The organism is Abyssibacter sp., from assembly GCF_964229365.1.
GTDB lineage: Bacteria > Pseudomonadota > Gammaproteobacteria > Nevskiales > OUC007 > Abyssibacter.
This window is the reverse complement of the sequence record NZ_CAXRDQ010000061.1, coordinates 1-20,311: the sequence shown is the minus strand read 5'-3', so window position 1 is coordinate 20,311 and position 20,311 is coordinate 1. Positions and strand designations below refer to the sequence as shown.

The window sequence follows — 20,311 nt, the reverse complement described above, 5'->3', positions numbered from 1 at the left end:
AATGCGTGCAGCCAGGGAAATGTCGCTTAGCCCGACATCAATCCCTGCCGGATCGAGATACCGCTTGATGATCGGCAGAAAACCCGCCGTCGCGAGCATCGGGGCTTCGTCGGTGAAGGTATAGGTAATCTTCGATTGGGTAGCGCTCATCGATCAGCCTTTGATTTTGGTCGCGCGTGATCGCGCGACGGAAATGCAATCCGCCGCCTTCAGCGGCTGCCGAGCAACGAAGATGGCGTCAAGGCCGCTCGGCTTTCGTGGGGCCTGATTCTAATCGTTTCGGCGAGTGGCTGCCGGCTCTCGTCGCTGGCTGGCAGGCCTTCAGCGAGGCTATTGCAGCAGGAAGCAAAGCAGCGCCTTCTGAGCGTGCAGGCGGTTCTCCGCCTCTGCCCATACCAGGCTCTGCGGGCCATCAATGACCGACGCGGTGACCTCTTCCCCGCGGTGAGCCGGCAGGCAGTGCAGAAAGACGGCGTGGTCGGCCGCCTTGGCCATCAGCGCATCGTCGACCTGATACGCCGCGAACGCCGCCATGCGTTGCGCCTGTTCGGACTCCTGGCCCATGCTGGCCCAGACGTCAGTGACGATCGCGTCAGCGCCTTCGGCGGCCTGTTCGGGGTCGCGCATCAATTCGACGGCGTCGCCGCATTGCGCGAGCACGTCCGCATCCGGGTCGAATCCTTCCGGGCAGGCAACGCGCAGCTGAAAACCGAATTGCCGGGCGGCCAGAGCAAACGAGTTGCAGACATTGTTGCCGTCGCCGATCCAGGCCACGGTCCGGCCGCTGATCGAACCGAAATGCTCCACCAGCGTCTGCACATCGGCCAGCAACTGGCAGGGGTGATAGCGGTCGGACAAGCCGTTGATGACGGGTACGTCGCAGGCCGCGGCGAATTGCTCCAGCGCCTGTTGGTCATCGTTTCGGATCATCACGATGTCGACCATCCGGCCCAGCACGCGCGCCGTGTCCTCGACCGGCTCGCCGCGCCCGAGCTGGGTGTCGCGCGGGGACAGGAACAGCGCGTGACCGCCGAGTTGTGCCATGCCGGCCTCGAAGGAAACGCGTGTTCGTGTCGAGCTTTTCTCGAAGATCATCGCCAGCGTGCGGCCGACCAGCGGTCGATGCGTATGACGCACCCGTTTCAGGGCAATCGCCTGCTCGATGAGGGTTTCGAGCTCAGCAGGGGAGAAGTCGAGCAGCGTGAGAAAGTCGCGTTTCATCGATTGGGTTCCAGTTTATGGACCGGAAAAAGAAAACGGGCCGCCCGGTGGCCGGGCAGCCCGTCGAGCCGTGGCCGGAGCCTTTAGGCGCTCAGGTTCTTCTCGACGAAGTCCCAGTTCACCAGTGCCCAGAAGTTCTCGAGATACTTCGGGCGGGAGTTCCGGTAGTCGATGTAGTACGCGTGCTCCCACATGTCGGCGGTGAGCAACGGCGTGTGGCCATCGGTCATCGGGTTTTCCGCGTCGTCGGTGTTGACGATGTCCAGCTTGCCGTCGGCGGTCTTGACCAGCCAGGTCCAGCCCGAGCCGAAGTTGCCGGCGCCCGAGGTGTTGAACTTCTCTTTGAAGTCGTCCACCGAGCCGAAGGCGTTGTCGATCTCGCCGCTCAGCGCGCTGCTGGGGCTGCTGCCGCCAGGGGTCAGACCGTTCCAGAAGAACGTGTGATTCCAGATCTGGGCGCAGTTGTTGAACAGGCCGCCGGGGCCTGCGTTCTTGATGATCTCTTCGAGTGACGCGTTGGCGAACTCGGTGTCGTCGATCATGCCGTTCGCCTTGTCCACGTAGGTCTTGTGGTGCTTGCCATAGTGGAAGTCCAGCGTTTCCTTGGACATATGGGGCTCTAGAGCGTCACGTGCGTACGGCAGTTCAGGAAGTGTGAATGCCATGGTGCAATCTCCTTGACTGTTGGCGAATCAATGGCGCCGGGGGGCGCGCCAAATGGGGTGTAACCATAGGCGAGCAGTGTATTCCTGACAATTACCTGGATGGATTTGTCACATCGTTATTCGTTGATTTTCCGGTGAACCGCGCGGTCGATTCGGCGCGATCCTTGCTGGGTTTCTACAGCGGGCGGCAGGCGATCTCCGGTCCTGTATAATCCGCGCCCGTTTGTTGTCGCCGCATCCGCGGTGACTGTCTAGAACACCGACGGAGGTGGTTTTCAATGGACGCCCTGCAACGCATCAAGGAGAAGGTCGAGGAGAACCCCATCATCATTTTCATGAAGGGTTCACCGGACTTCCCACAGTGTGGTTTTTCCGCACGTGCCTCACAGGCGCTCAACGCCTGTGGCGTTCCCTACGCCTATGTGAACATCTACGAAGATGAAGAGATTTATCGCGCGCTGCCCAAGTTCGCGAATTGGCCGACCTTCCCGCAGCTCTACGTCAAAGGGGAGCTGATCGGGGGCTGTGACATCACGCTGGATCTCTACCAGACCGGTGAGTTGCCACGCATGCTCAAGGAAGCTGGCGGCGTCGAGGCCTGATGCTCGCAAGCTTTCGCAAAACGCCCGCTTCATGCGGGCGTTTTTGTTCATGAGTCCGGCCGCGGTGTCCGGCCCGGCGGACGCGGTGCGACTGGATCGATGGCTGTGGGCGACTCGCGCGTTCAAAACCCGGGCGCTCGCGCAGGATGCCGTCCGGCGGGGCCAGGTGGTGGTCAACGGGCAGACGGCCAAACCGTCGCGCGGCATCCGCGTCGGCGACATCGTCGCGTTCAGCAAGGCCGGGGTTCGCGATGAGGTCGAGGTATTGGTGTTGCTCAGTGATCGTGTCGGTGCTCCGGTGGCGGCTCAAGCCATGCGGCGCACCGAAAACGGCGACCGCATTCACGCAGAAGACACCGAGCGCCGACGCATCGAGCGGTTGCAAAATCAATCCGTCGCGCCGACCCATCGGCCCAACAAGCAGGGCCGCCGCGCCATCCGTCGCTTCAAGGAAAGCTCCTGAGCGGCGTCGCGTCTGGAACCGATCTTTTTGAGGCAGGCGAACGCGACGGCTGGGCCGCCGAGTACCGGGGTTGCCTTACCGCGCTGCGCCGACCGCCATCGAGGCGGTCCCTCTCGCCAGGTGGCGGCCGTAAACGGTCAGCGCGATGACGGATAGGTACATCAACAGCCCGTAGACGGCCGAAGCCAGGGCGAGTTCGGTGCTGCCGAGCAGCGACAGCGCAACGGTCAGGCCTAGCGTGGTGTTCTTGATGCCGACCTCAATGGCCAGCGTCAGGCCATCCGCCGAACTCAATCCCGTCCACTTGCCGATAATCAGGCCCAGGGCGAGGGCGCTCAGGTTCAGTGCCAGCACGGGTGCCCAGGCGGCGGCCAGCCAGGCCGGGAGATTCGCCCACTCGGCGATGACGATGCCGATGATGATCGCGATCAGCACGATGATCGAAAACGCACTGATGATCGGCTCCGCCCGGCTGGCTGCCGCTGGCGCCGCGGCCTTGATGCTCATTCCGATCCCGACCGGGATGACGACGATCACCAGCATGGTGATCAGGGTTCGGGTCACGGGCATGGAGAGGGCTTCGGATTCGCCCATGAACGTGGTCAACGCCAGATTCACGTAAAGCGGAAGCGTGAGAATCGTGATCAGGCTGGCGAGCACGGTCAGGGTGATTGAAAGTGCCAGCGAAGCCTTGGCCAGGTAACAGAGCAGGTTCGAGGTGGTCCCACCAGGCAGGGCGGCCACCAGCACCAGGCCCACGGCGAATATTCCACCACCCGCCAATCCGCCGATCGCAAACCCCAGTGCCGGAACGGCCAGAAGTTGCAGCGCCAGGCCAATCGCCACGCCGCGTGGCTGCTCGGCCACGCGACGGAAATCACCTACTGCCAGGCTCAGGCCCATCCCCACCATGATGATGAACAGGGCCGCGGGCAGGCCGATGATGACCAGTGCGTTGCCTTCCATGCTTGTCCCCTCTGATTATTTGCCGCCAGTATGCCCGAGCGCCCTGGTTGCTGGTGTCATTCGAGAACGATGCGAAGGTCCAGCCGCATGGCAGCTATTTTTACCGATAATCCTGCGAGGGAGTCCTGATGCACCACGCCATTGAATCCTTGCGCCTGCGCGCGATTCCGCATGCGGTAGACGCCGCTCGAGCCGAGCAGCGCATCCAGGCCATGCGGGCCATGCCGGCGATGGTTCACGGCAGTGTCGAATTGGAACGGGTTGATGACCGCCTGATTGCCGTTCGCGTTCGCCAGTTGCAGGCGCATCACTTCGGCGGTTTCTCCGGCACTCGGCAGGTCGTCAACGGCGCGGTGCTGGCCGGGCTGTTCGATTGCGCATTCGGTGTTGCCGCGCGCCTGCAATACGACTCCGGTGCGACGGTCACCGTGGACTTGTCGATGCAGTACATGCAGGCCACGCATGGCCCGCATGTCACGGTCTATGGCGCGGTCGTTCTATCGCGCGCCAGGCTGGCATTCAGTGAGGCCATCGTGATCGATGGTCGCGGCGAGCTGACCGCCCGCGGGACTTGTACCTGTACCGCGGTTTATCGAGAGGCGGCAGATGATCGGGCGCGCTGAACCAGCTACGCTTTCATGCCCAGGTGATGGCCCAGCTGGAGACCGATTCCGCGTTGCAATCGATACTCCGCGATGCCGAGCAGCAGTTCGCGGCGTTGTATGTCGACGTCGTGGAACTGCTCAACGCCCAGTACTTCAGGCACGACACGTTCGAGGCAGTGCCATCGCAATGACTCACGCGCAGTGACTCCGGCACCGCCGACACGACATCACGGTGACACGCCGAGCAATTCTTCGATCGCCTGGATATAGATCTCGATCGGCAGGTCTTCCGGGGCAGCCGATGTGGCGGTGATCAGCGCCTGCTGCTGCTGGGCATTGAATTGCGCCACGGTGGCATTGTCTGTGCCCAGCTGCGGCGAGATGTCCGGTGGCGCCCGGTGCCGCGTGGCCTGCTCGTAGTCGTAGGCAATGCCGATGCCGGTGCCCTCGTCGAAGCGGCGAACGAAGATTTCCATGCCACGCGGGACGCCGACCGAGGTATCGAAACCGACCGGCACGACGATGGACCCCATGTGTGTGGTCGAGCCGAGGTCACAGGTGCGACCGCCGGTGGGGCCGGGCGACAGGATGAACGCATCCAGGCGCACCGGGTCGCCGTCATCGTCCAGCACCGGATTTCCATCGGCATCGGTGAGTGCGTCCATGACGCTTTCGACATAGGCCCGCTCGGAGGCCATGGCGTCGAGCTGCTCCTGCGTGCCCGGCTGGTCGGGGTCGCTGGTGGCCGAGACAGCGACCAGCGCCACCGTGCGCGGCCCCACGCGACCGGTTTCTAGAATGCCGTCCAGCAGCTGGCAGGCGTCGCGGCCGTTGGCGCTGCCGGCGTTCAGGCTGCTCAGGCAGCGGCGCGGTGAATCGCCGCCTTCCTGCTCGAAGATATTGAAGTAGTCACCGACGTCGTAGTTGGTGTTGCCGGCGCCACGGCTGGTGAAGTCCGGCAGATAAATGTCGTGGATGTGGGCGCCCATGGTGGCCATCTGGTTCACCGCTGCGGCGATCAGCTCGCCCTGGGCGCCGGCGCCGTAGGGTTCCGTATTGCTGCCCAATCGTCGGAGCACCCCGATATGACGGCCTGCTACGCCGTGGGCCTCGCGATTAAGGAATTGCGCGTAACTGGCGGGCCGCGCCGAGGCCGGGTACTCCAGCGTGCGGGGATCACGCGCATCGACGCTGGCCATCGCGGTGAGCATCAGCGCAGCGTCGCGGACGGTCCGGGTCATCGGACCGCCGGTGTCGCGAGCATGGGACAGTGGGAAGATACCGTGCTGGCTGACGACGCCCAGTGACGGACGGATGCCGACCAGACCGTTCACCGACGAAGGATGACGAATGGACTGGCAGGTGTCGGAGCCCGTGCCGCCCAGCGCGAAGTTCGAGGCCAGTGATGCGCCGGTGCCACTGGAGGAGCCGGCCGGTGACTCCGCCGTGTTGTAGGGGTTCGAGACCTGGATGGCCCGTGCGGAAAAACCCGTCGTGAAGTACGCGAACTCGTCCTGATTGGCCTTGCCGAGAATCAGCGCGCCCGCGGCTCGCAGGCCGCGCACGCTTTCCGCGTCAATGCCGGCTTGATGCCCCAGCATGGCGTAAGAGCCCGACGTGGACGGCGCATCGAACGTGTCGTAGTTGTCCTTGAGCAGCACCGGCATGCAATGCAGATAACGCGCGCCAACGCCTGCGTCGCGTGCGTACAGCGTGTCCAGCTCTGCAGCCTGTTCCAGCGCGTTGGCATTGATGTGCAGCACGCCGCGAATCGGCAGGAGGCCGGATGGTTGCAGCGCGTCGTTATAGGCAAATATGCGGTCGATATAGCGCTGGGTGAGTTCCGCGCAAGTCAGTGCATCGCCATCTTCAGTGATTTGCTCGCCGGCCAGCGCGGCGTGCACGTCGGCCAGCGTGGCTTCTACCAGTTCGAAGATCACCGGTTCGCCCGGTGGTTGGCCCGGACCGCCCGCGACGGGCGTGTCGCCGGATGGGCTTTGCCCACAGGCCGAGATCAGCAGGACGAGCGGACATAGAGCGCGCCAGAGCGCATCGCGATGTGTCATGGCCAAGACCGGGCGGGGCGCCGTGTGCTCCGGCGCGATGCGGCGGATGCAGCAAGGTCAATGCCATGAACTCAGCGGAGCGTGCAATGGGGGACGCGCCCGCGACGAGACGGCCGCATGCGCCATCTGTCGCCGGCTCGTCTGGTGCAAACTCTGTGGTGTTTCCCTACTGTTGCCGGATGAGCATGACGCAGGCCTTCAACATCGCGCTGATTCTGGTCGGGGATGAGCTGCTATCCGGACGCCGGCGCGATGCCCATTTGCCGCACTTCGCCGGCGTGTTTGCCGCCAGGGGACTGAACCTGCGACAGGTCTGGGTGGTGGGCGACGGCCGCGAGGACATCGCGCGCGTGCTCGGCGATAGCCGACGCCTGCATTGCCCGGTGCTCTGCTGCGGTGGTATCGGCGCGACGCCGGATGATCAGACCCGGCAGGCCGCGGCCGAAGCCTTCGGCAGTCCTCTGGAAATTCACGAAGCCGGCCGTCACCTACTCGAATCGCTTTATCGCGAACGCACCTATCCGCATCGCATCCGGATGGTGGAGTTTCCTCAGGGTGCCGAGCTCATTCCCAATCCGGTGAATCAGGTCCCCGGCTTTTCGTTGGACCGGCATCATTTTCTTCCAGGCTTTCCGGAAATGGCCTGGCCGATGGCCGAGTGGGTGCTGGAACGGGTGTTCGGGGAGGTAGACACCGCAGCGGCTTTGGTGACCTGTCGACTCGGTTTTCGTGGCGTGCCTGAATCGGACCTGATCCCGTTGCTGGATGCCGTGGGCGCCCGCCACCCCAAGGTCAAGCTGTCCTGCCTGCCCAGCATGCGGGACGGGTTTCCGGTGGAGGTCGGTGCCACCGGCCGCTCGATCGACGCGCGGGCGGCCATTGATGATTTTCATGCGGGCGCACTGGGTGCAGGCCTGGCACCGCATACGCTGGAAGCCGAAGCGCAAGACGCCGACGCCTGAGTCACCGAATCACCCGCCGGGGGGCAGCAACCGGTGCCGTTTAGCCTCGGCGCCATCGGTTGGCGAGCGCGCCGGCGCCGATGACGCAGGCTGCGCCCACGAACTTGCCATGGTCCATGCGCTCATCCCAGAACAACCAGCCCAAGGCCGCAGCAAACGGTACGGTGCAGTACACCAGCGTGCCGATCTCGGCGGCTCGCGCCAAAGCATAGGCGCGGGTCAGGCACAGCTGGCCTGCCGTCGCGGCCAGACCCACGCCGACCATGATCAGCCAGTCCGTTGGACGCATCGCCGGCCAGGACAAGGCGGCGGGGATTCCGGAAATGAGCACGGCAAGCGCAGCAAAATAAAGCACGATGCGGGGCGCGGGCTCGGTGGACGACAGCTTTCTGACCACCACCATCGCGACGGCTGCGAACACCGCGGCCATCGCGCCGATGAGACCATCGAGCGAGGCGACCGCTCCGGTGGGTTTGACGATGAGGCTAATGCCGATCAGCCCGAGCGCCGTGGCGACATGCACCTGCCAACGTGGGCGTTCATCCAGGACCAGCCAGGCAATCCATGGAATGAACACGGGCATCGCGAAGTTCAGCAACACCGCATCGGCTAGCGGCAGGCGGCCAAGGGCGAAGAAGAAACAGTACATCGCGGCCACGCCGAAGCCCGCACGGGCCAAGTGTAAGCCCAGGTGCCGAGTCGTAAATGACACGCGGTGTCGGCCCACGAATAGCGGCACCAGCAGCGCCACCGCAACCAGATTGCGCAGAAAGACGATGGTCTCGTTGGGCAGCTGGTCCGCCGCGAGCTTGATCAGGCTGCCCATCACGGCGAACAGCGCGCCAGCGGTCACCGCGAATGCGGCGCCAAGTCGAGGGTTGTCTTCAGACATGGGGAGACAGGGTCACCTGTGGGCGTGCAGAAAATTAGGCTTGTTAATTACTTGTTGATTATCGACCGAATCGACCGGAATGCCATCCGTTGATCGGAAAGGGCATCGTGATATGCCGCAAAATTCGGAGTATTCCGCCGGGGGGCTGGTTCGTGCGACGTGTGCGTTTGGCGCCGCCGTTATGCTGTTCAGGGAAACTTAACGAGCGTTCAGATAATCTGTGCGGTCGGAATCGCTGACGAAATTACAGGGACACCTATGGCCCAGGCGCACATCCTCCTGGTAGAGGACAATCCGGCCGATGTTCGGCTGACGCAGGAAATTCTGCGAGAAACTTCGCTGGATTTTGAGCTGGCTGTCGCCCGTGATGGTGAGCAGGCGATGGCGATGTTGCGTCGTCAGGGAGCCCACCAGGACGCCACGGTTCCGGACCTTGTGCTGCTTGATCTGAACCTTCCGCGCAAGGACGGCCGCGAGGTGCTCGCCGAGGTCAAACAGGACCCGTCGCTGCGACGCATCCCGATCATTGTGCTGTCGACCTCCAAGGCCGAGAGCGACGTGCGGACCTGTTACGACCTGCATGCCAATTGCTATCTCACCAAACCGGTGGATCTGAATCATTTCGCCGAAATGGTGCAGATGATCGAGCGCTTCTGGTTCAACCTCGCTTTACTGCCGCCAAAATCTCCCTCCGAGATCACGGCGGGGTAGCGGACATTGCGGCGCGGCCATGAACGCCACTGAAATCAACTTGCTGCTTGTCGAGGATTCCAGGCTTGACGCGCGGCTGATTGAGGAGCGTTTGCGGCTGGCCAGTCCAGGCTCTGTCTTAGTGCGGCACGCGATGACCTTGGCCGAAGGCCTTGGGCAAGTCGCCGCACACCGGCCCGACTGCATCCTGCTCGACCTGCATCTGCCGGATGGTGTGGGCGTGGAGAACGTGGAGGCCATGCTCGAGGCGGCGGACGGTACGACGCTAGTCGTGATGACAGGGCTTAATGACGAGTCCACTGCCATCGCCGCGCTAAAGCTCGGCGCTCAGGAGTATCTGCTCAAAGACCAGTACGACGGCCCCAGCCTGATGCGGGTGCTGCGTCATGCCATTGAGCGGAACCGTCTCGTCCGTGAACTCGATGCGCAGCGCGAGGAGCAATACTTTCACGCCAGCCACGATGTACTGACCGGTCTGGCCAACCGTCAGCTATTCGATGAACAGGCGACCCAGGCGGTGCGTTCTGCGTCGCGGGGCGCGCACGAAATGGCGTTTTGCTACATCGATCTTGATGGGTTTAAACCAGTTAACGACTTGCATGGGCATGCTGTCGGTGATGCGGCCCTGATCCAAGTGGCTAAGGTCCTGCAGGCCGTGGTGCGCGATTCCGATCACGTCGCGCGCCTGGGCGGCGATGAGTTCGCCGTGATCCTGGCGGATTTCGGGCCAGGTGAATCCGCGCGTGAGCGGGCAAACCGGGTGGCTGATCGCATCATCAACCAGATCGCCGCAATCGAGCAGGTGTCCGGCGAACCGGTGCAGATCGGCGCCAGTGTCGGAATATCGGTGTTCCCGGGGCACGGCCGCTCGGTAGAAAAACTCATCGTCAACGCTGATATGGCGATGTACGCCGCCAAGCGGACGGGGCGTGGGCGGGTGGTGATCTACAGCGACGAGATGCGTGGACTGCCGGGGTCGGCAGCCGACGACGATGTCCTTGATCTGGAGCGTGCGATCACGTCCCAGGAGTTCGCGCCGTATTTCCAACCGATTTTTGCCTCTGACGGACGTCGGCTCGAAGGCGTTGAAGCGCTGATCCGATGGCGCGGCGACGAGGCCTGCGGGCAGCAGTCGACCAAAGAGTTGATTGACGTTGCGCGGCGCGAGCGGGTGCTGGATCGGATCGAGACGCAAATGATCACGCTGGCCATCCGGCAATTTTCACAGTGGGACCGTGACGGAATCGCGCCCGGGTTTCTGGCCTTGAACATCTCTGCGCAAAGCCTTTCAAATGAACGAATTATCACTGCTCTGCGGCGCGCGATAGACGTGGAGGGCTTGCCCGGTCACCGCCTGTGTGTCGAGATCGAGCCGGTTTCACAATCGGATTTGGCGGCGGTCGCTTTGGCCACCCGGTCGCTGCGTGAATGGGGCGTTCACGCCACGCTGCGGTTGTGGGATGCGGATATCTCGATCGCCGAGCTGGCAAGCTATCAAACCGGCACGGTCAAGTTGCGGCGGCCACTGGTCGAGGCGTTGTTGGCCGATTCAGAGGATTCGAGGCGCCGTGTCGCGGAGGCGGTGATCGCAGTCGCCACGACGCTCGGGAGGGCGGTGGACCTGTGTGGTATTGAGTCGGACGATGAAGCCCAGGCGCTCATCGGGCGCGGCTTCACACGGTTGCAGGGCAACTGGAGACAGGCAGCGGTTAGTGCGCCGCAATTCAGGTTGTGGCTGGAAAAGGACGGCTCGCACGTCGCGCTGAGCCATCCGGACTGATACAACAAAATCCTGCTAGGAGGCCAGCATGAGCTGGATCGATAGTCTTTTCGGGCCGGCAGGCTTGATGCCGCACGGCGTGTGTTTTCTGATGCGATCAGATCTGATCGCACTGCACGTGATTGCGGATGGCTTGATCGCCTTCGCTTACTTCTCGATTCCGGTCACGTTGCTGCACTTCGCCCGCAAGCGAAAGGACATACCGTTCAAGCATGTCCTGGCCTTGTTTGCGGCGTTCATTCTGTTGTGCGGCATGACGCATATCTTCGGTATCTGGACGATTTGGCGGCCCGTTTATTATCTCGAGGGCGTGGTTAAAATCGTCACTGCGATCGTATCGGTGGTCACCGCCATCGTGTTGATACCGCTCGTACCGCAGGCTTTGTCGATGCGCAGTCATTCCGAATTGGAGGCCATTAACCGCAAGCTGGAAGCCGAGGTGCAGCGCCGCGCGGATGCCGAACTGCAGTTACGTCGGACGGTCAACAAACTCACCCAGTCGAACGCGGAACTCGAGCGATTCGCATACATCGCCTCGCATGATCTGCAAGCGCCGCTGCGAACCATCGGCTCGTTCACCGGCCTGCTGGGGAAACGGTATTCAGAGTCTCTGGATGACGGTGGGCGTGAGTATCTGGAGTTCATCCAGCATGGGGTCACCGACATGCGCACGCTGATCAACGATTTGCTGGAACTGTCCCGTGTCAATTCGGCCGAACCGAAGATCGAGGCAGTGGATACCGGTGACGTGGTGGAGCATGTGGTGGAACAGCTCCATGCGGATATCGAGAGTTCCGGAGCGACGGTGGAGTTCGGCGAACTGCCCACCGTGGATGCCGATGCCCGGAGTCTGCAGCAAGTCTTTCTGAACCTGATCGGCAACGGCATGAAGTTTCAGCCGGAGGGCCAGGCGCCTCATGTGCGGGTGCGCGCATGGCGCGTGGGCGACGGCTGGCAGTTTTCCGTGCAGGACAACGGAATCGGCATGTTGCCGGAGGACCGTGACCAGATCTTTCTGGTGTTCAAGCGTCTGCACACAGCCGACGAATATCCGGGGACCGGCATCGGTTTGTCGCTGGTCCAGAAACTGGTGCAGAAGCGCGGTGGTGAGATCCGGGTGGACAGCGCACCGGGGCAGGGCAGCACCTTTGTCTTCGACATCCCGGACAGCCTGCCCGAGGAGTCGACCCTGGCGACGCCGGGTCAGGCGTCGCCAGAGGCGGTGTTGGTCTAGATCGCTTTACCGGCCAGCAACATCCAGGTTTCGACCACGGTATCCGGGTTCAAGGAGACCGATTCGATTCCCTCGTCCAGCAACCACTGCGCCAGATCGGGATGATCGGACGGCCCCTGGCCGCAGATGCCGATGTACTTGTTGTGTTTGCGGCAGGCCTGAATGGCCATGGACAACATGGCCTTGACCGCTGGATCGCGCTCATCGAACAGGTGGGCGATGAGCCCGGAGTCGCGGTCCAGACCCAGTGATAGCTGAGTCATGTCGTTGGAGCCGATGGAGAAGCCGTCGAAGTACTCGAGGAACTCGTCGGCCAGCACCGCGTTGGAGGGTAGCTCGCACATCATGATCAGCTTGAGGTCGTGCTTGCCACGTTCCAGGCCATTGGCCTTGAGCGCTTCGGTCACGGCCTTGGCCTCGCCGACGGTGCGCACGAACGGGATCATGATCTGCACGTTGGTCAGCCCCATTTCCTCACGCACGTAACGCAGCGCGCGGCATTCCAGCTCCCAGCAGGCCTTGAAGTCCTCGGAGACGTAGCGCGAGGCGCCACGGAAGCCGATCATCGGGTTTTCCTCGTCCGGTTCGTAGCGCTCGCCACCCACGAGGTTGGCGTATTCATTGGACTTGAAATCACTCATGCGCACGATCACCGGTTCCGGCGCGAAGGCGCAGGCGATGGTCGCAACTCCTTCGGCCAGGCGGTGCACGTAGTAACTCACCGGGTCGGTGTAGCCGGCCATCATCTGGCGAATCGTGGCCTGGATGTCGGCAGGTTGATCGTCGAATTCCAGCAATGCACGCGGATGTACGCCGATCATGCGGTTGATGATGAATTCCAGGCGCGCCAGGCCGACACCCTTATGGGGCAGGCTGGCGAAGTCGAAGGCTCGGTCGGGGTTGCCGACGTTCATCATGATCTTCAGCGGGGCTTCGGGCATCTTGTCCAGCTCGATCTGGTCTATCGAGAAGTCCAGCTGGCCTTCGTAGATCAGCCCCGTATCGCCTTCGGCACAGGACACAGTCACGTCGATGCCGTCTTTGAGTATGTCCGTGGCGTCCGCGGTGCCGACGACGGCCGGGATGCCCAGTTCGCGAGCGATGATCGCGGCATGGCAGGTGCGGCCGCCGCGGTTGGTGACGATGGCCGAAGCCCGTTTCATGATCGGCTCCCAGTCGGGGTCGGTCATGTCGGTGACCAGCACGTCGCCGGGCTGCACGCGATGCATCTCGGAGAGATCATCCAGCACACGGACCTTGCCGGCGCCGATGCGGGCGCCGATCGCGCGTCCGGTGGACAGCACCTTGCCCTTGCCGGCCAGCTTGAAGCGTTCCAGCGTGCTTGCGCTGCTGCGGCTTTGTACCGTTTCGGGCCGCGCCTGCAGGATGAGCAGTTCGCCGGTCTCGCCGTCCTTGCCCCACTCGATGTCCATTGGACGCCCGTAGTGGTCCTCAATGATCACGGCCTGACGCGCCAGGGCTTCGACGTCTTCGGCAGTCAGGCAGAACTGCCCGCGTTCGTCGGCGCTGGTGTCGACAAACTCCGTGGTCTTGCCGACGGTCTTATCCTCTGTGTAGACCATCTTGATGGCCTTGGAGCCCAGGCCGCGACGCACGATCGCTGGCTTGTCGGCTTTCAGATTCGGCTTGTACGCATAGAACTCGTCCGGGTTTACTGCGCCCTGGACCACGGCTTCGCCCAGCCCCCAGGAGGCGGTGACGAACACCACGTCACGGAAACCCGATTCGGTGTCCATGGTGAACATGACGCCGGATGCGCCGATGTCCGAGCGCACCATGCGCTGAATCCCGGCCGACAGCGCAACCAGCTTGTGATCAAAGTTCTGGTGTACGCGATAGGAGATCGCGCGATCATTGAATAGCGAGGCGAACACGTCTTTGATCGCCTCCAGCACCGCGTTGATGCCGCGGATGTTCAGGAAGGTTTCCTGCTGGCCCGCGAACGAGGCGTCGGGTAGATCTTCGGCCGTCGCCGATGAGCGTACGGCGACCGAGACGTCGTGTCCGTTCGACAGGGTCGTGAACGCCTCGCGAATATCCGCTTCCAGCTTCGCCGGGAAGGGCGCCTGGCCAACCCATTCGCGAATCTGCTTGCCGGTCTTGGCCAGCGCTTCGACATCGTCGACGTCCAGCGCATCCAGCGCGGCGTTGATCCGGTCGTCCAGTCCCTCATGCTTCAGGAACTCGCGATACGCATCCGCCGTGGTCGCGAAGCCGTCGGGCACGCTCACGCCGGCGCCCGCCAGATTGGAAATCATTTCGCCGAGCGATGCGTTCTTGCCGCCCACCCGCTCGACATCACCCATGCCGAGATCCTTGAACCAGACGATGGTCGCGTCTTCCACGTGCGTGCCTCTCTTGTCGATGAATGCCGGGGCCGAAGCTCGAGTCCTTCGACCGCAGGGTCGGCTATTCTAGCCTGCTTGGGCCGCTGAGCTCCGCGAGTGGCCCCGAATCATGTTTGACTGATGGCGCAAAGCCTGCGCATCCGTCGGGGGAGAGATTGCGTGTCACAGACCAGCCGCCGTGTATTTTTTGTGTCCGATCGAACGGGCATTACCGCCGAGACGCTGGGAAACAGCCTGCTCACGCAGTTCGACGGTGTGGACTTTCGGTCGCTGACCTTTCCGTTCGTCAATACCGATGACAAGGCGCGGTCGGTGGTTGCCTATATCAATCACGCGGCCAAGGAGGACGGCGTGCGACCGATTGTGTTCAGCACCACGGTGACTGACGCGGTTCGCGCCCAGCTGCGGGGCGCCGACGCGCTGTTCTTGGATCTGTTCGACACCTTCATACCCACGGTCGAGAAGGAGTTGCAGGTCACCTGGGCCCATGCCTCCGGCCGGGCACATGGACGCGAGACCAAGCAATACGAGTCGCGCATCGACGCGATGAACTTCGCTCTGGAACACGACGATGGCCAGTCACTGCGCAAGCTGGAGCGAGCCGACGTGGTCCTGATCGCGCCGTCGCGCTGTGGCAAGACGCCGACATCGCTGTACCTCGCGTTGCAGCATGGTGTGTTTGCCGCGAACTACCCGCTGACGGACGAAGACCTCGAAAGCGGGCAGTTGCCTGGCCCGCTGAAGGATCAGAAGCACAAGCTGTACGGCCTGATCATTGATGCCACGCGGCTCGCCCAGATTCGGGAAGAGCGTCGCCCGGGTAGCAAATATGCCTCCATCCAGCAGGCCAGTTACGAGTTGCGGCAGGCGACCAAGCTCTACAAGAAGTTCAACGTGCCGTATTCGGATTCCACCAACATGTCCGTCGAAGAAATCGCCACAATGGTGATGCAGGAAAAAAATCTTCGGCGGCAGCGGTTTTGAGAGCCTTGGTAAAGCCCTATTGGGAAACTATGTCGAAGTTGTAGTATTTGTTATCGGCGACGATGATCGTCGTTGGGGGCCGATAACTCAGCGTGACAACAATCAGGAGGAGATATGTCCGAACCATTGTATGGATTGATGATGGATTACCCGCTCACCGTGACGCAGATCATGCGGCACGCGGAACGGGTCTATCCGGACGGCGAGATCGTGTCGGTGACCGCGGATAACCCGAATCACCGCTGCAGCTATTCAGAGATGTTCGCCCGCACACGCAAGCTGGCCAACGTGCTGGACGCCCTGGGCGTGCAACGCGGAGACCGTGTCGCGACGCTGGCCTGGAACGACTACCGACACATGGAGTTGTACTACGCGATCCAGTGCAGTGGCCTGGTCTGTCACACGATTAATCCGCGTCTGTTTCCGGAGCAGGTCAAGTACATCGTCAACCACGCCGAAGACCAGTACATCTTTGTCGACAAGCTGGTATTTCCGCTGATCGAAAAGCTCGCGCCGGTATTCGAGACGGTCAAGGGCATCGTCGTGCTGACGGACGAGGCAAACATGCCCGAGACGTCGCTGGATAACGTCCATTGCTACGAATCGCTGCTGGCCGACGCGTCCGACGAGTTCGAGTGGCCGGAGCTGGATGAGCGCGAGGCCTGCGCGCTCTGCTACACATCGGGCACGACCGGCAACCCCAAGGGGGTGCTGTACAGCCACCGCTCGACGGTGATTCATGCCCTCGGTGCGAATGCGGGCGAGTCGATCGGTTTCCGCAACCGCGACACCGTGCTGCCGGTTGTCCCCATGTTCCATGTGAACGCCTGGGCCGTGCCGTATTGCACGCTCATGGTCGGTTCCAAGCTGGTGTTCCCCGGTCCGAAGATGGGCGATGGCGAAACGCTGGCGAATCTCATCAATGCGGAAAAGGTCACGATCGCGCTGGGCGTGCCCACGGTGTGGCTGGGCCTGCTCAAGCACCTGCAGGATGCCGGCAAGTCCGTGGAGTCGCTGGAGCGCACCGTTGTCGGCGGATCGGCCTGCCCGATCGCGATCATGGATGCCTTCCGTGAGCAGTATGGCGTTGAGACCATCCACGCCTGGGGTATGACCGAGATGAGCCCGCTGGGCACGATCAACATGCCGCCGCGAGGGTTCGAGGACATGAGCCCCGAAGCACAGAGCGCGCTGCGGGCCAAGCAGGGCCGTCCGGCCTTTGGTGTCGAGATGAAGATCGTCGGCGACGATGGCAAGGAACTGCCCTGGGACGGCAAGGCCTTCGGTGCACTCAAGGTGCGTGGCCCCTGGATTTGCTCGGGCTACTACAAGCGCGACGATACCGATGCGCATGACGCGGACGGATGGTTCGACACCGGCGATGTCGCGACCATGGATGAGCATGGCGTGATGCAGATCACCGACCGTGCCAAAGACGTGATCAAGTCCGGTGGCGAGTGGATCAGCTCCATTGATCTGGAGAATGTCGCGATGTCGCATCCGGGTGTCGCCGAGGCTGCGGTGATCGGTATCGCCCACGAAAAATGGGCGGAGCGCCCATTGCTGGTGATCGTGTCGAAGCCCGGCCAGTCGCCGTCGGCCGCGGAGATCCTCGCGCACTTCGACGGCAAGATCGCCAAATGGTGGATGCCGGACGATGTGCAGTTCGTTGAGGAACTGCCGCATACCGCGACCGGCAAGATCAGCAAGCTGCATCTGCGCCAGCAGTTCGCCGACTACGCGTTTCCGTCCGACGCGGCGTAGACGCGCCAAGCGCGGCGAGTCAGGGCAGGGCGATCTCGACCAAAGCGGCGGGCAGCTGCTCGCTGCCGACAAAGGTCAGATCGCCCGCCGCATTTAGGCCACCGGCCTCGGTCTGGGCGAATTGCGGCAGATCGACGACCCGCGGCGCGCGGTTTAGCGCCTGCAGCCAGGATTCGTCCTCACTGCGGGTGTACAGATAGGCGTCTTTGTACGTCACGATCAGGGCGCGGTCGCCTGCTGCAGAAAAACTCATGGCGGTTGGCTGGCTTCGGTTCTGGCCGAATTCGGGGTCGTCGGTCAGGTCATCCGCCGTCGGGGCGGGGATCGATTCGACCGTCCCAAGAAACTCTGCTGACGCCACCGGCAGCCCCGTGTTCAGCGGCACACGGTAGAGGCGAGGGGGTGTGTCGCGTTTGGTGAGCAAATAAACCGACAGCGCCGCATCATCGACGGCCACGGCTTCGCAATCACGCGGACCGTCCGGATACACCACCGTCAGGCTGCGCAACGGCGCCAGCTCGCCGCTCGGGGTCTCGGGTTCGGCGAGCACATGCAGGCGCACCGCTGGCCGGATGCCGTTGTTGTCCCCGACATCGGCGACGAGCAGAAAGTGGGCGCCACCCATGGTATAGGTCGCCATGTCCTCCCAATCGGTATTCGCCACCCCGCGGATGTCCACCTGGCCGAGGTCCTGGCCGTTCGGGTCCACGGCATAAAGCCGTGCGGCGCCGCCGCTGTCGTTATGCAGCCAAAGACGCTGGTGGTCGGTGCGCGAGACGACCAGGCCGCTGGCTTCGTCGATTTCCGTGTTTTGCAGTGTCAGAATCCGCCCCGGGCCGTCCGGTACCGCGGCGGGCGTGCCGCTGGTGCAGGCAGAAAGACCGAACAGCGCGGCAAGACACAGCAAGCGCCACGGCAGTGGCTGGCTTGGGATACGATTGGCTTTGCTCATGATGCGTTATCTGCCTGAATACACAGACATCCTACGGGTCAGATTTGACGCGGCCGTGACGCTGTCGGTGCGCTGTTCCGATGCCGCTGCCCACCGGCTCTGGTACGCGAATGTGTCGGGACATGCGGTAGTACGAATTGACTGATGGCTGAATTATCCGAAACCCTGGTCCAGCCGCGCATGCCGCGGGGCGCTGCCGCCACCCTGGCGGTGCTCGCGATCCTGCTGGGTCTTGCTGCGCTGTTTGCGCAGCAGATCCCCTCCTGGTGGCCAATGGCTACCCCCGAAGGCATGTCGTCGCGGGCTTCGGCCGCCTTGGTGCTGTGTTCGACGGCGCTGTTATTTCTGCTGTTTCGCTGGCGAAGACTCGGTCTGCTGTTCGCCGTCGTCAGCGTGCTGTGCGCGGTGACCGAGGTGCTCGACATCTCCTTGCCGGGCCTGGTCGGGGAGCTGCCGGGCGGCCACTCCGAGGGTGGGCGGACACTGGGACTGACCCTGTTTGCTGCCTGCACCGCAACGCTGCTGATGGCCTGGTCGCGTGCCGGCGCCAGTCGTTGGGCCGGCGTGGAACTCACCACGGCTTTTCTCGTGGCCGCTGGCGCTGTGGGCATTCTGTCAGCCGGTGGCGCCGGAGGTTCAGCGTTGACCTTGGGCGCTTCGCTACCGACGCCGGCCGCGCTCGGCGTGATGCTGGTCGGCCTAGGTTTGCAGGGGCTGATTCTTGATCCGACTGCCAGCCGGCGGCGGCGCCTGCGGCCGCTGATGTTCGCTATGTCGGTGGTCGCGCTGGGCATCTGGCTGGCGATCGCGCTGGCGCAGGCGAAACCGGACTCCGGCCTGGATGCGATGGTGCTGGTGCTGGTGCTGGCGGCAGGTCCGGTTGGTGCGTGGTTCATGGCGCGCAGCAGCCATGTCGAGCAAATGCCCACCGCCGAGACGGCATATTCCCCGGTGCAGGAATCGCATGCACTGGAGCAGCTGCGCGTACTGGCCGAAACCAGCGAGCAAGGCATTTGTGTGGTGGATGGTGATGGTCGTCTCACGCTGTTCAATGGTGCGCTACAGGCCATGTACGGGTTTCGGGACAAACCCTTTCTGGGGCATGCCTCGGCCAATGTCTTCCGGATCTTCGATGCCGAATCAGGACTGGCCGTGCCATGGAACAAGTCGCCACTGGCGCGCGCGATGCGCGGTCAGCGCCTCGAAGGCTACGAGTTCAGTTTTCATCGACGCGACGGGTCGGTGGTGCAGGCCCGGGCGAGTGCACATCCGGTGCGAGACCAGCGCGGCATGGGTGTCGGCGCCATCATGAGTGTCGAGGATGTCACCCAGGCGCGGCAGCAGGCCGAACTATTGCGCCGGCAAGCGGAGCTCGTTTCGCGAACCGGGGCGGAGCTGGAGCGGGTTGCATTCATCGCCGCACATCACCTGCAGGAGCCGGTCCGTGGTATCAGCAGCTATGCGCAGTTGCTGTCGCGCCGTGTGGCGGACAACCCCGACGTGCAGGACTACGTGCGGTATCTGACTCAGGAGAGCGGCCGGATCAAGACGTTGACGCGCGATCTGCTGGCATACCTGGAAACGGCGACGCGGCCACGCATGCACTCGTCCGTCGATTTACAAACGGTGGTGCAGTCCGCGCGGGACACGGTGGCGGCGCGCTATCCGCAGTGCGAGCTGATCTGCATGAAGGGCGCGTTGCCCATCGTCACAGCTGATCCCGAATTGCTCACCAAACTGTTCGAGCAGATCTTCGACAACGCGGTGAAGTTCAACGAGAGTTCCGCGCCATCGATCACCATCGATTGCACGCCCAAGGCGGACGAGTGGGAGTTTTCGGTTGCCGATAACGGCCCGGGTATTCCGCCTGAGCATGCAGACAAAGTGTTCGAGCTGTTCGCGCAGCTACACACCATCGGTACCTACCCCGGCAATGGGCTTGGATTGGCGCTGGCGAAAAAGGTGATGCTGGTACACGGTGGACGAATCTGGGTCGACAAGGACGCCGGGCCGGGTCTCACGCTGCGGTTCCTGTTGCCGTTCCGACCGCCATCGGTGGATGTCGTCAAGCCGGC

At 62.9% G+C, this 20,311-nt stretch carries 19 protein-coding genes; 11 read left to right on the top strand and 8 right to left on the bottom strand.

Features of this window, described 5'->3' with window-relative positions:
* The 3 genes from ACE1EY_RS09970 to ACE1EY_RS09960 all read right to left on the bottom strand — a co-directional run.
* A partial coding sequence (locus ACE1EY_RS09970) for an NADP-dependent isocitrate dehydrogenase (protein ID WP_370300105.1) occupies nt 1-150 on the bottom strand: 150 nt, incomplete at its 3' end.
* Nucleotides 151-330: 180 nt separating this feature from the next.
* Nucleotides 331-1,221, bottom strand: coding sequence for an ornithine carbamoyltransferase (gene argF, locus ACE1EY_RS09965; RefSeq protein ID WP_291514664.1), 891 nt, complete (start codon nt 1,219-1,221; stop codon nt 331-333).
* 83 nt (nt 1,222-1,304) lie between these two features.
* Complete coding sequence (locus tag ACE1EY_RS09960) at nt 1,305-1,886, bottom strand: superoxide dismutase (protein ID WP_291514665.1); 582 nt, start codon at nt 1,884-1,886, stop codon at nt 1,305-1,307.
* Nucleotides 1,887-2,164: 278 nt separating this feature from the next.
* Here ACE1EY_RS09960 and grxD point away from each other — a divergent pair, with 278 nt between their 5' ends.
* On the top strand, nt 2,165-2,488 hold the full coding sequence (grxD, locus tag ACE1EY_RS09955) for a Grx4 family monothiol glutaredoxin (RefSeq protein ID WP_291514666.1): 324 nt from the start codon (nt 2,165-2,167) through the stop codon (nt 2,486-2,488).
* A gap of 49 nt (nt 2,489-2,537) precedes the next feature.
* Nucleotides 2,538-2,951 carry a S4 domain-containing protein gene (locus tag ACE1EY_RS09950; RefSeq protein ID WP_291514667.1) on the top strand — a complete coding sequence of 138 codons (414 nt, stop codon included), beginning with the start codon at nt 2,538-2,540 and terminating at the stop codon, nt 2,949-2,951.
* Between the two features lie 75 nt (nt 2,952-3,026).
* On the opposite strand, the gene ACE1EY_RS09945 is transcribed toward ACE1EY_RS09950, so the two are convergent.
* On the bottom strand, nt 3,027-3,917 hold the full coding sequence (locus ACE1EY_RS09945; protein WP_291514668.1) for a bile acid:sodium symporter family protein: 891 nt from the start codon (nt 3,915-3,917) through the stop codon (nt 3,027-3,029).
* Between the two features lie 128 nt (nt 3,918-4,045).
* On the opposite strand from ACE1EY_RS09945, the gene ACE1EY_RS09940 reads away from it, so the two are divergent.
* Complete coding sequence (locus ACE1EY_RS09940) at nt 4,046-4,540, top strand: PaaI family thioesterase (protein WP_291514669.1); 495 nt, start codon at nt 4,046-4,048, stop codon at nt 4,538-4,540.
* A 26-nt stretch (nt 4,541-4,566) separates the two neighbouring features.
* Nucleotides 4,567-4,713, top strand: coding sequence for a hypothetical protein (locus ACE1EY_RS09935; protein ID WP_373928073.1), 147 nt, complete (start codon nt 4,567-4,569; stop codon nt 4,711-4,713).
* Nucleotides 4,714-4,749: 36 nt separating this feature from the next.
* On the opposite strand, the gene ACE1EY_RS09930 is transcribed toward ACE1EY_RS09935, so the two are convergent.
* Entirely contained in the window at nt 4,750-6,588 is a 1,839-nt protein-coding gene (locus ACE1EY_RS09930; protein ID WP_370300103.1) for an amidase, read from the bottom strand.
* A gap of 179 nt (nt 6,589-6,767) precedes the next feature.
* Between ACE1EY_RS09930 and ACE1EY_RS09925 the strand changes: the two genes are divergently transcribed.
* The gene (locus tag ACE1EY_RS09925) at nt 6,768-7,550 is read left to right on the top strand and encodes a competence/damage-inducible protein A (protein WP_370300102.1); all 783 of its coding nucleotides are present in this window, start codon (nt 6,768-6,770) and stop codon (nt 7,548-7,550) included.
* Between the two features lie 40 nt (nt 7,551-7,590).
* Here the strand turns inward: ACE1EY_RS09925 and ACE1EY_RS09920 are convergent, their stop codons facing one another.
* Nucleotides 7,591-8,442 (bottom strand): DMT family transporter, encoded by an 852-nt coding sequence (locus ACE1EY_RS09920; protein WP_370300101.1) that lies wholly within the window; start codon nt 8,440-8,442, stop codon nt 7,591-7,593.
* 258 nt (nt 8,443-8,700) lie between these two features.
* On the opposite strand from ACE1EY_RS09920, the gene ACE1EY_RS09915 reads away from it, so the two are divergent.
* Genes ACE1EY_RS09915 through ACE1EY_RS09905 form a run of 3 tightly spaced genes read left to right on the top strand, consistent with a single transcriptional unit; the run spans nt 8,701 to nt 12,167 of the window.
* Nucleotides 8,701-9,153 (top strand): response regulator, encoded by a 453-nt coding sequence (locus ACE1EY_RS09915; protein WP_370300100.1) that lies wholly within the window; start codon nt 8,701-8,703, stop codon nt 9,151-9,153.
* Between the two features lie 19 nt (nt 9,154-9,172).
* Nucleotides 9,173-10,933 carry a putative bifunctional diguanylate cyclase/phosphodiesterase gene (locus ACE1EY_RS09910; RefSeq protein WP_370300099.1) on the top strand — a complete coding sequence of 587 codons (1,761 nt, stop codon included), beginning with the start codon at nt 9,173-9,175 and terminating at the stop codon, nt 10,931-10,933.
* A gap of 28 nt (nt 10,934-10,961) precedes the next feature.
* Nucleotides 10,962-12,167: an ATP-binding protein gene (locus ACE1EY_RS09905; protein WP_291514678.1), complete on the top strand. Its 1,206-nt coding sequence runs from the start codon at nt 10,962-10,964 to the stop codon at nt 12,165-12,167.
* On the opposite strand, the gene ppsA is transcribed toward ACE1EY_RS09905, so the two are convergent.
* Complete coding sequence (gene ppsA / locus ACE1EY_RS09900; protein WP_370300098.1) at nt 12,164-14,533, bottom strand: phosphoenolpyruvate synthase; 2,370 nt, start codon at nt 14,531-14,533, stop codon at nt 12,164-12,166. The two genes, ACE1EY_RS09905 and ppsA, sit on opposite strands and share 4 nt — an antisense overlap.
* A 162-nt stretch (nt 14,534-14,695) precedes the next feature.
* Between ppsA and ACE1EY_RS09895 the strand changes: the two genes are divergently transcribed.
* Together ACE1EY_RS09895 and ACE1EY_RS09890 are read left to right on the top strand one after the other, a co-directional pair.
* Nucleotides 14,696-15,520 (top strand): pyruvate, water dikinase regulatory protein, encoded by an 825-nt coding sequence (locus ACE1EY_RS09895; protein ID WP_291514680.1) that lies wholly within the window; start codon nt 14,696-14,698, stop codon nt 15,518-15,520.
* A 114-nt stretch (nt 15,521-15,634) separates the two neighbouring features.
* A complete protein-coding gene (locus tag ACE1EY_RS09890; RefSeq protein ID WP_370300097.1) occupies nt 15,635-17,284 on the top strand; it encodes a long-chain-fatty-acid--CoA ligase in 1,650 nt (549 codons plus the stop codon).
* Nucleotides 17,285-17,303: 19 nt separating this feature from the next.
* On the opposite strand, the gene ACE1EY_RS09885 is transcribed toward ACE1EY_RS09890, so the two are convergent.
* The gene (locus tag ACE1EY_RS09885; RefSeq protein WP_370300096.1) at nt 17,304-18,236 is read right to left on the bottom strand and encodes a hypothetical protein; all 933 of its coding nucleotides are present in this window, start codon (nt 18,234-18,236) and stop codon (nt 17,304-17,306) included.
* A 144-nt stretch (nt 18,237-18,380) separates the two neighbouring features.
* On the opposite strand from ACE1EY_RS09885, the gene ACE1EY_RS09880 reads away from it, so the two are divergent.
* The coding region (locus tag ACE1EY_RS09880) for an ATP-binding protein (protein ID WP_370300095.1) at nt 18,381-20,311 on the top strand (1,931 nt) is incomplete at its 3' end.

Bases quoted from the DNA above. Each gene is read 5' to 3' on its own strand.
- argF (WP_291514664.1), bottom strand. From the start codon at position 1,221: ATGAAACGCGACTTTCTCACGCTGCTCGACTTCTCCCCTGCTGAGCTC.
- ACE1EY_RS09960 (WP_291514665.1), bottom strand. From the start codon at position 1,886: ATGGCATTCACACTTCCTGAACTGCCGTACGCACGTGACGCTCTAGAG.
- grxD (WP_291514666.1), top strand. From the start codon at position 2,165: ATGGACGCCCTGCAACGCATCAAGGAGAAGGTCGAGGAGAACCCCATC.
- ACE1EY_RS09950 (WP_291514667.1), top strand. From the start codon at position 2,538: ATGAGTCCGGCCGCGGTGTCCGGCCCGGCGGACGCGGTGCGACTGGAT.
- ACE1EY_RS09945 (WP_291514668.1), bottom strand. From the start codon at position 3,917: ATGGAAGGCAACGCACTGGTCATCATCGGCCTGCCCGCGGCCCTGTTC.
- ACE1EY_RS09940 (WP_291514669.1), top strand. From the start codon at position 4,046: ATGCACCACGCCATTGAATCCTTGCGCCTGCGCGCGATTCCGCATGCG.
- ACE1EY_RS09935 (WP_373928073.1), top strand. From the start codon at position 4,567: ATGGCCCAGCTGGAGACCGATTCCGCGTTGCAATCGATACTCCGCGAT.
- ACE1EY_RS09930 (WP_370300103.1), bottom strand. From the start codon at position 6,588: ATGACACATCGCGATGCGCTCTGGCGCGCTCTATGTCCGCTCGTCCTG.
- ACE1EY_RS09925 (WP_370300102.1), top strand. From the start codon at position 6,768: ATGAGCATGACGCAGGCCTTCAACATCGCGCTGATTCTGGTCGGGGAT.
- ACE1EY_RS09920 (WP_370300101.1), bottom strand. From the start codon at position 8,442: ATGTCTGAAGACAACCCTCGACTTGGCGCCGCATTCGCGGTGACCGCT.
- ACE1EY_RS09915 (WP_370300100.1), top strand. From the start codon at position 8,701: ATGGCCCAGGCGCACATCCTCCTGGTAGAGGACAATCCGGCCGATGTT.
- ACE1EY_RS09910 (WP_370300099.1), top strand. From the start codon at position 9,173: ATGAACGCCACTGAAATCAACTTGCTGCTTGTCGAGGATTCCAGGCTT.
- ACE1EY_RS09905 (WP_291514678.1), top strand. From the start codon at position 10,962: ATGAGCTGGATCGATAGTCTTTTCGGGCCGGCAGGCTTGATGCCGCAC.
- ACE1EY_RS09890 (WP_370300097.1), top strand. From the start codon at position 15,635: ATGTCCGAACCATTGTATGGATTGATGATGGATTACCCGCTCACCGTG.
- ACE1EY_RS09885 (WP_370300096.1), bottom strand. From the start codon at position 18,236: ATGAGCAAAGCCAATCGTATCCCAAGCCAGCCACTGCCGTGGCGCTTG.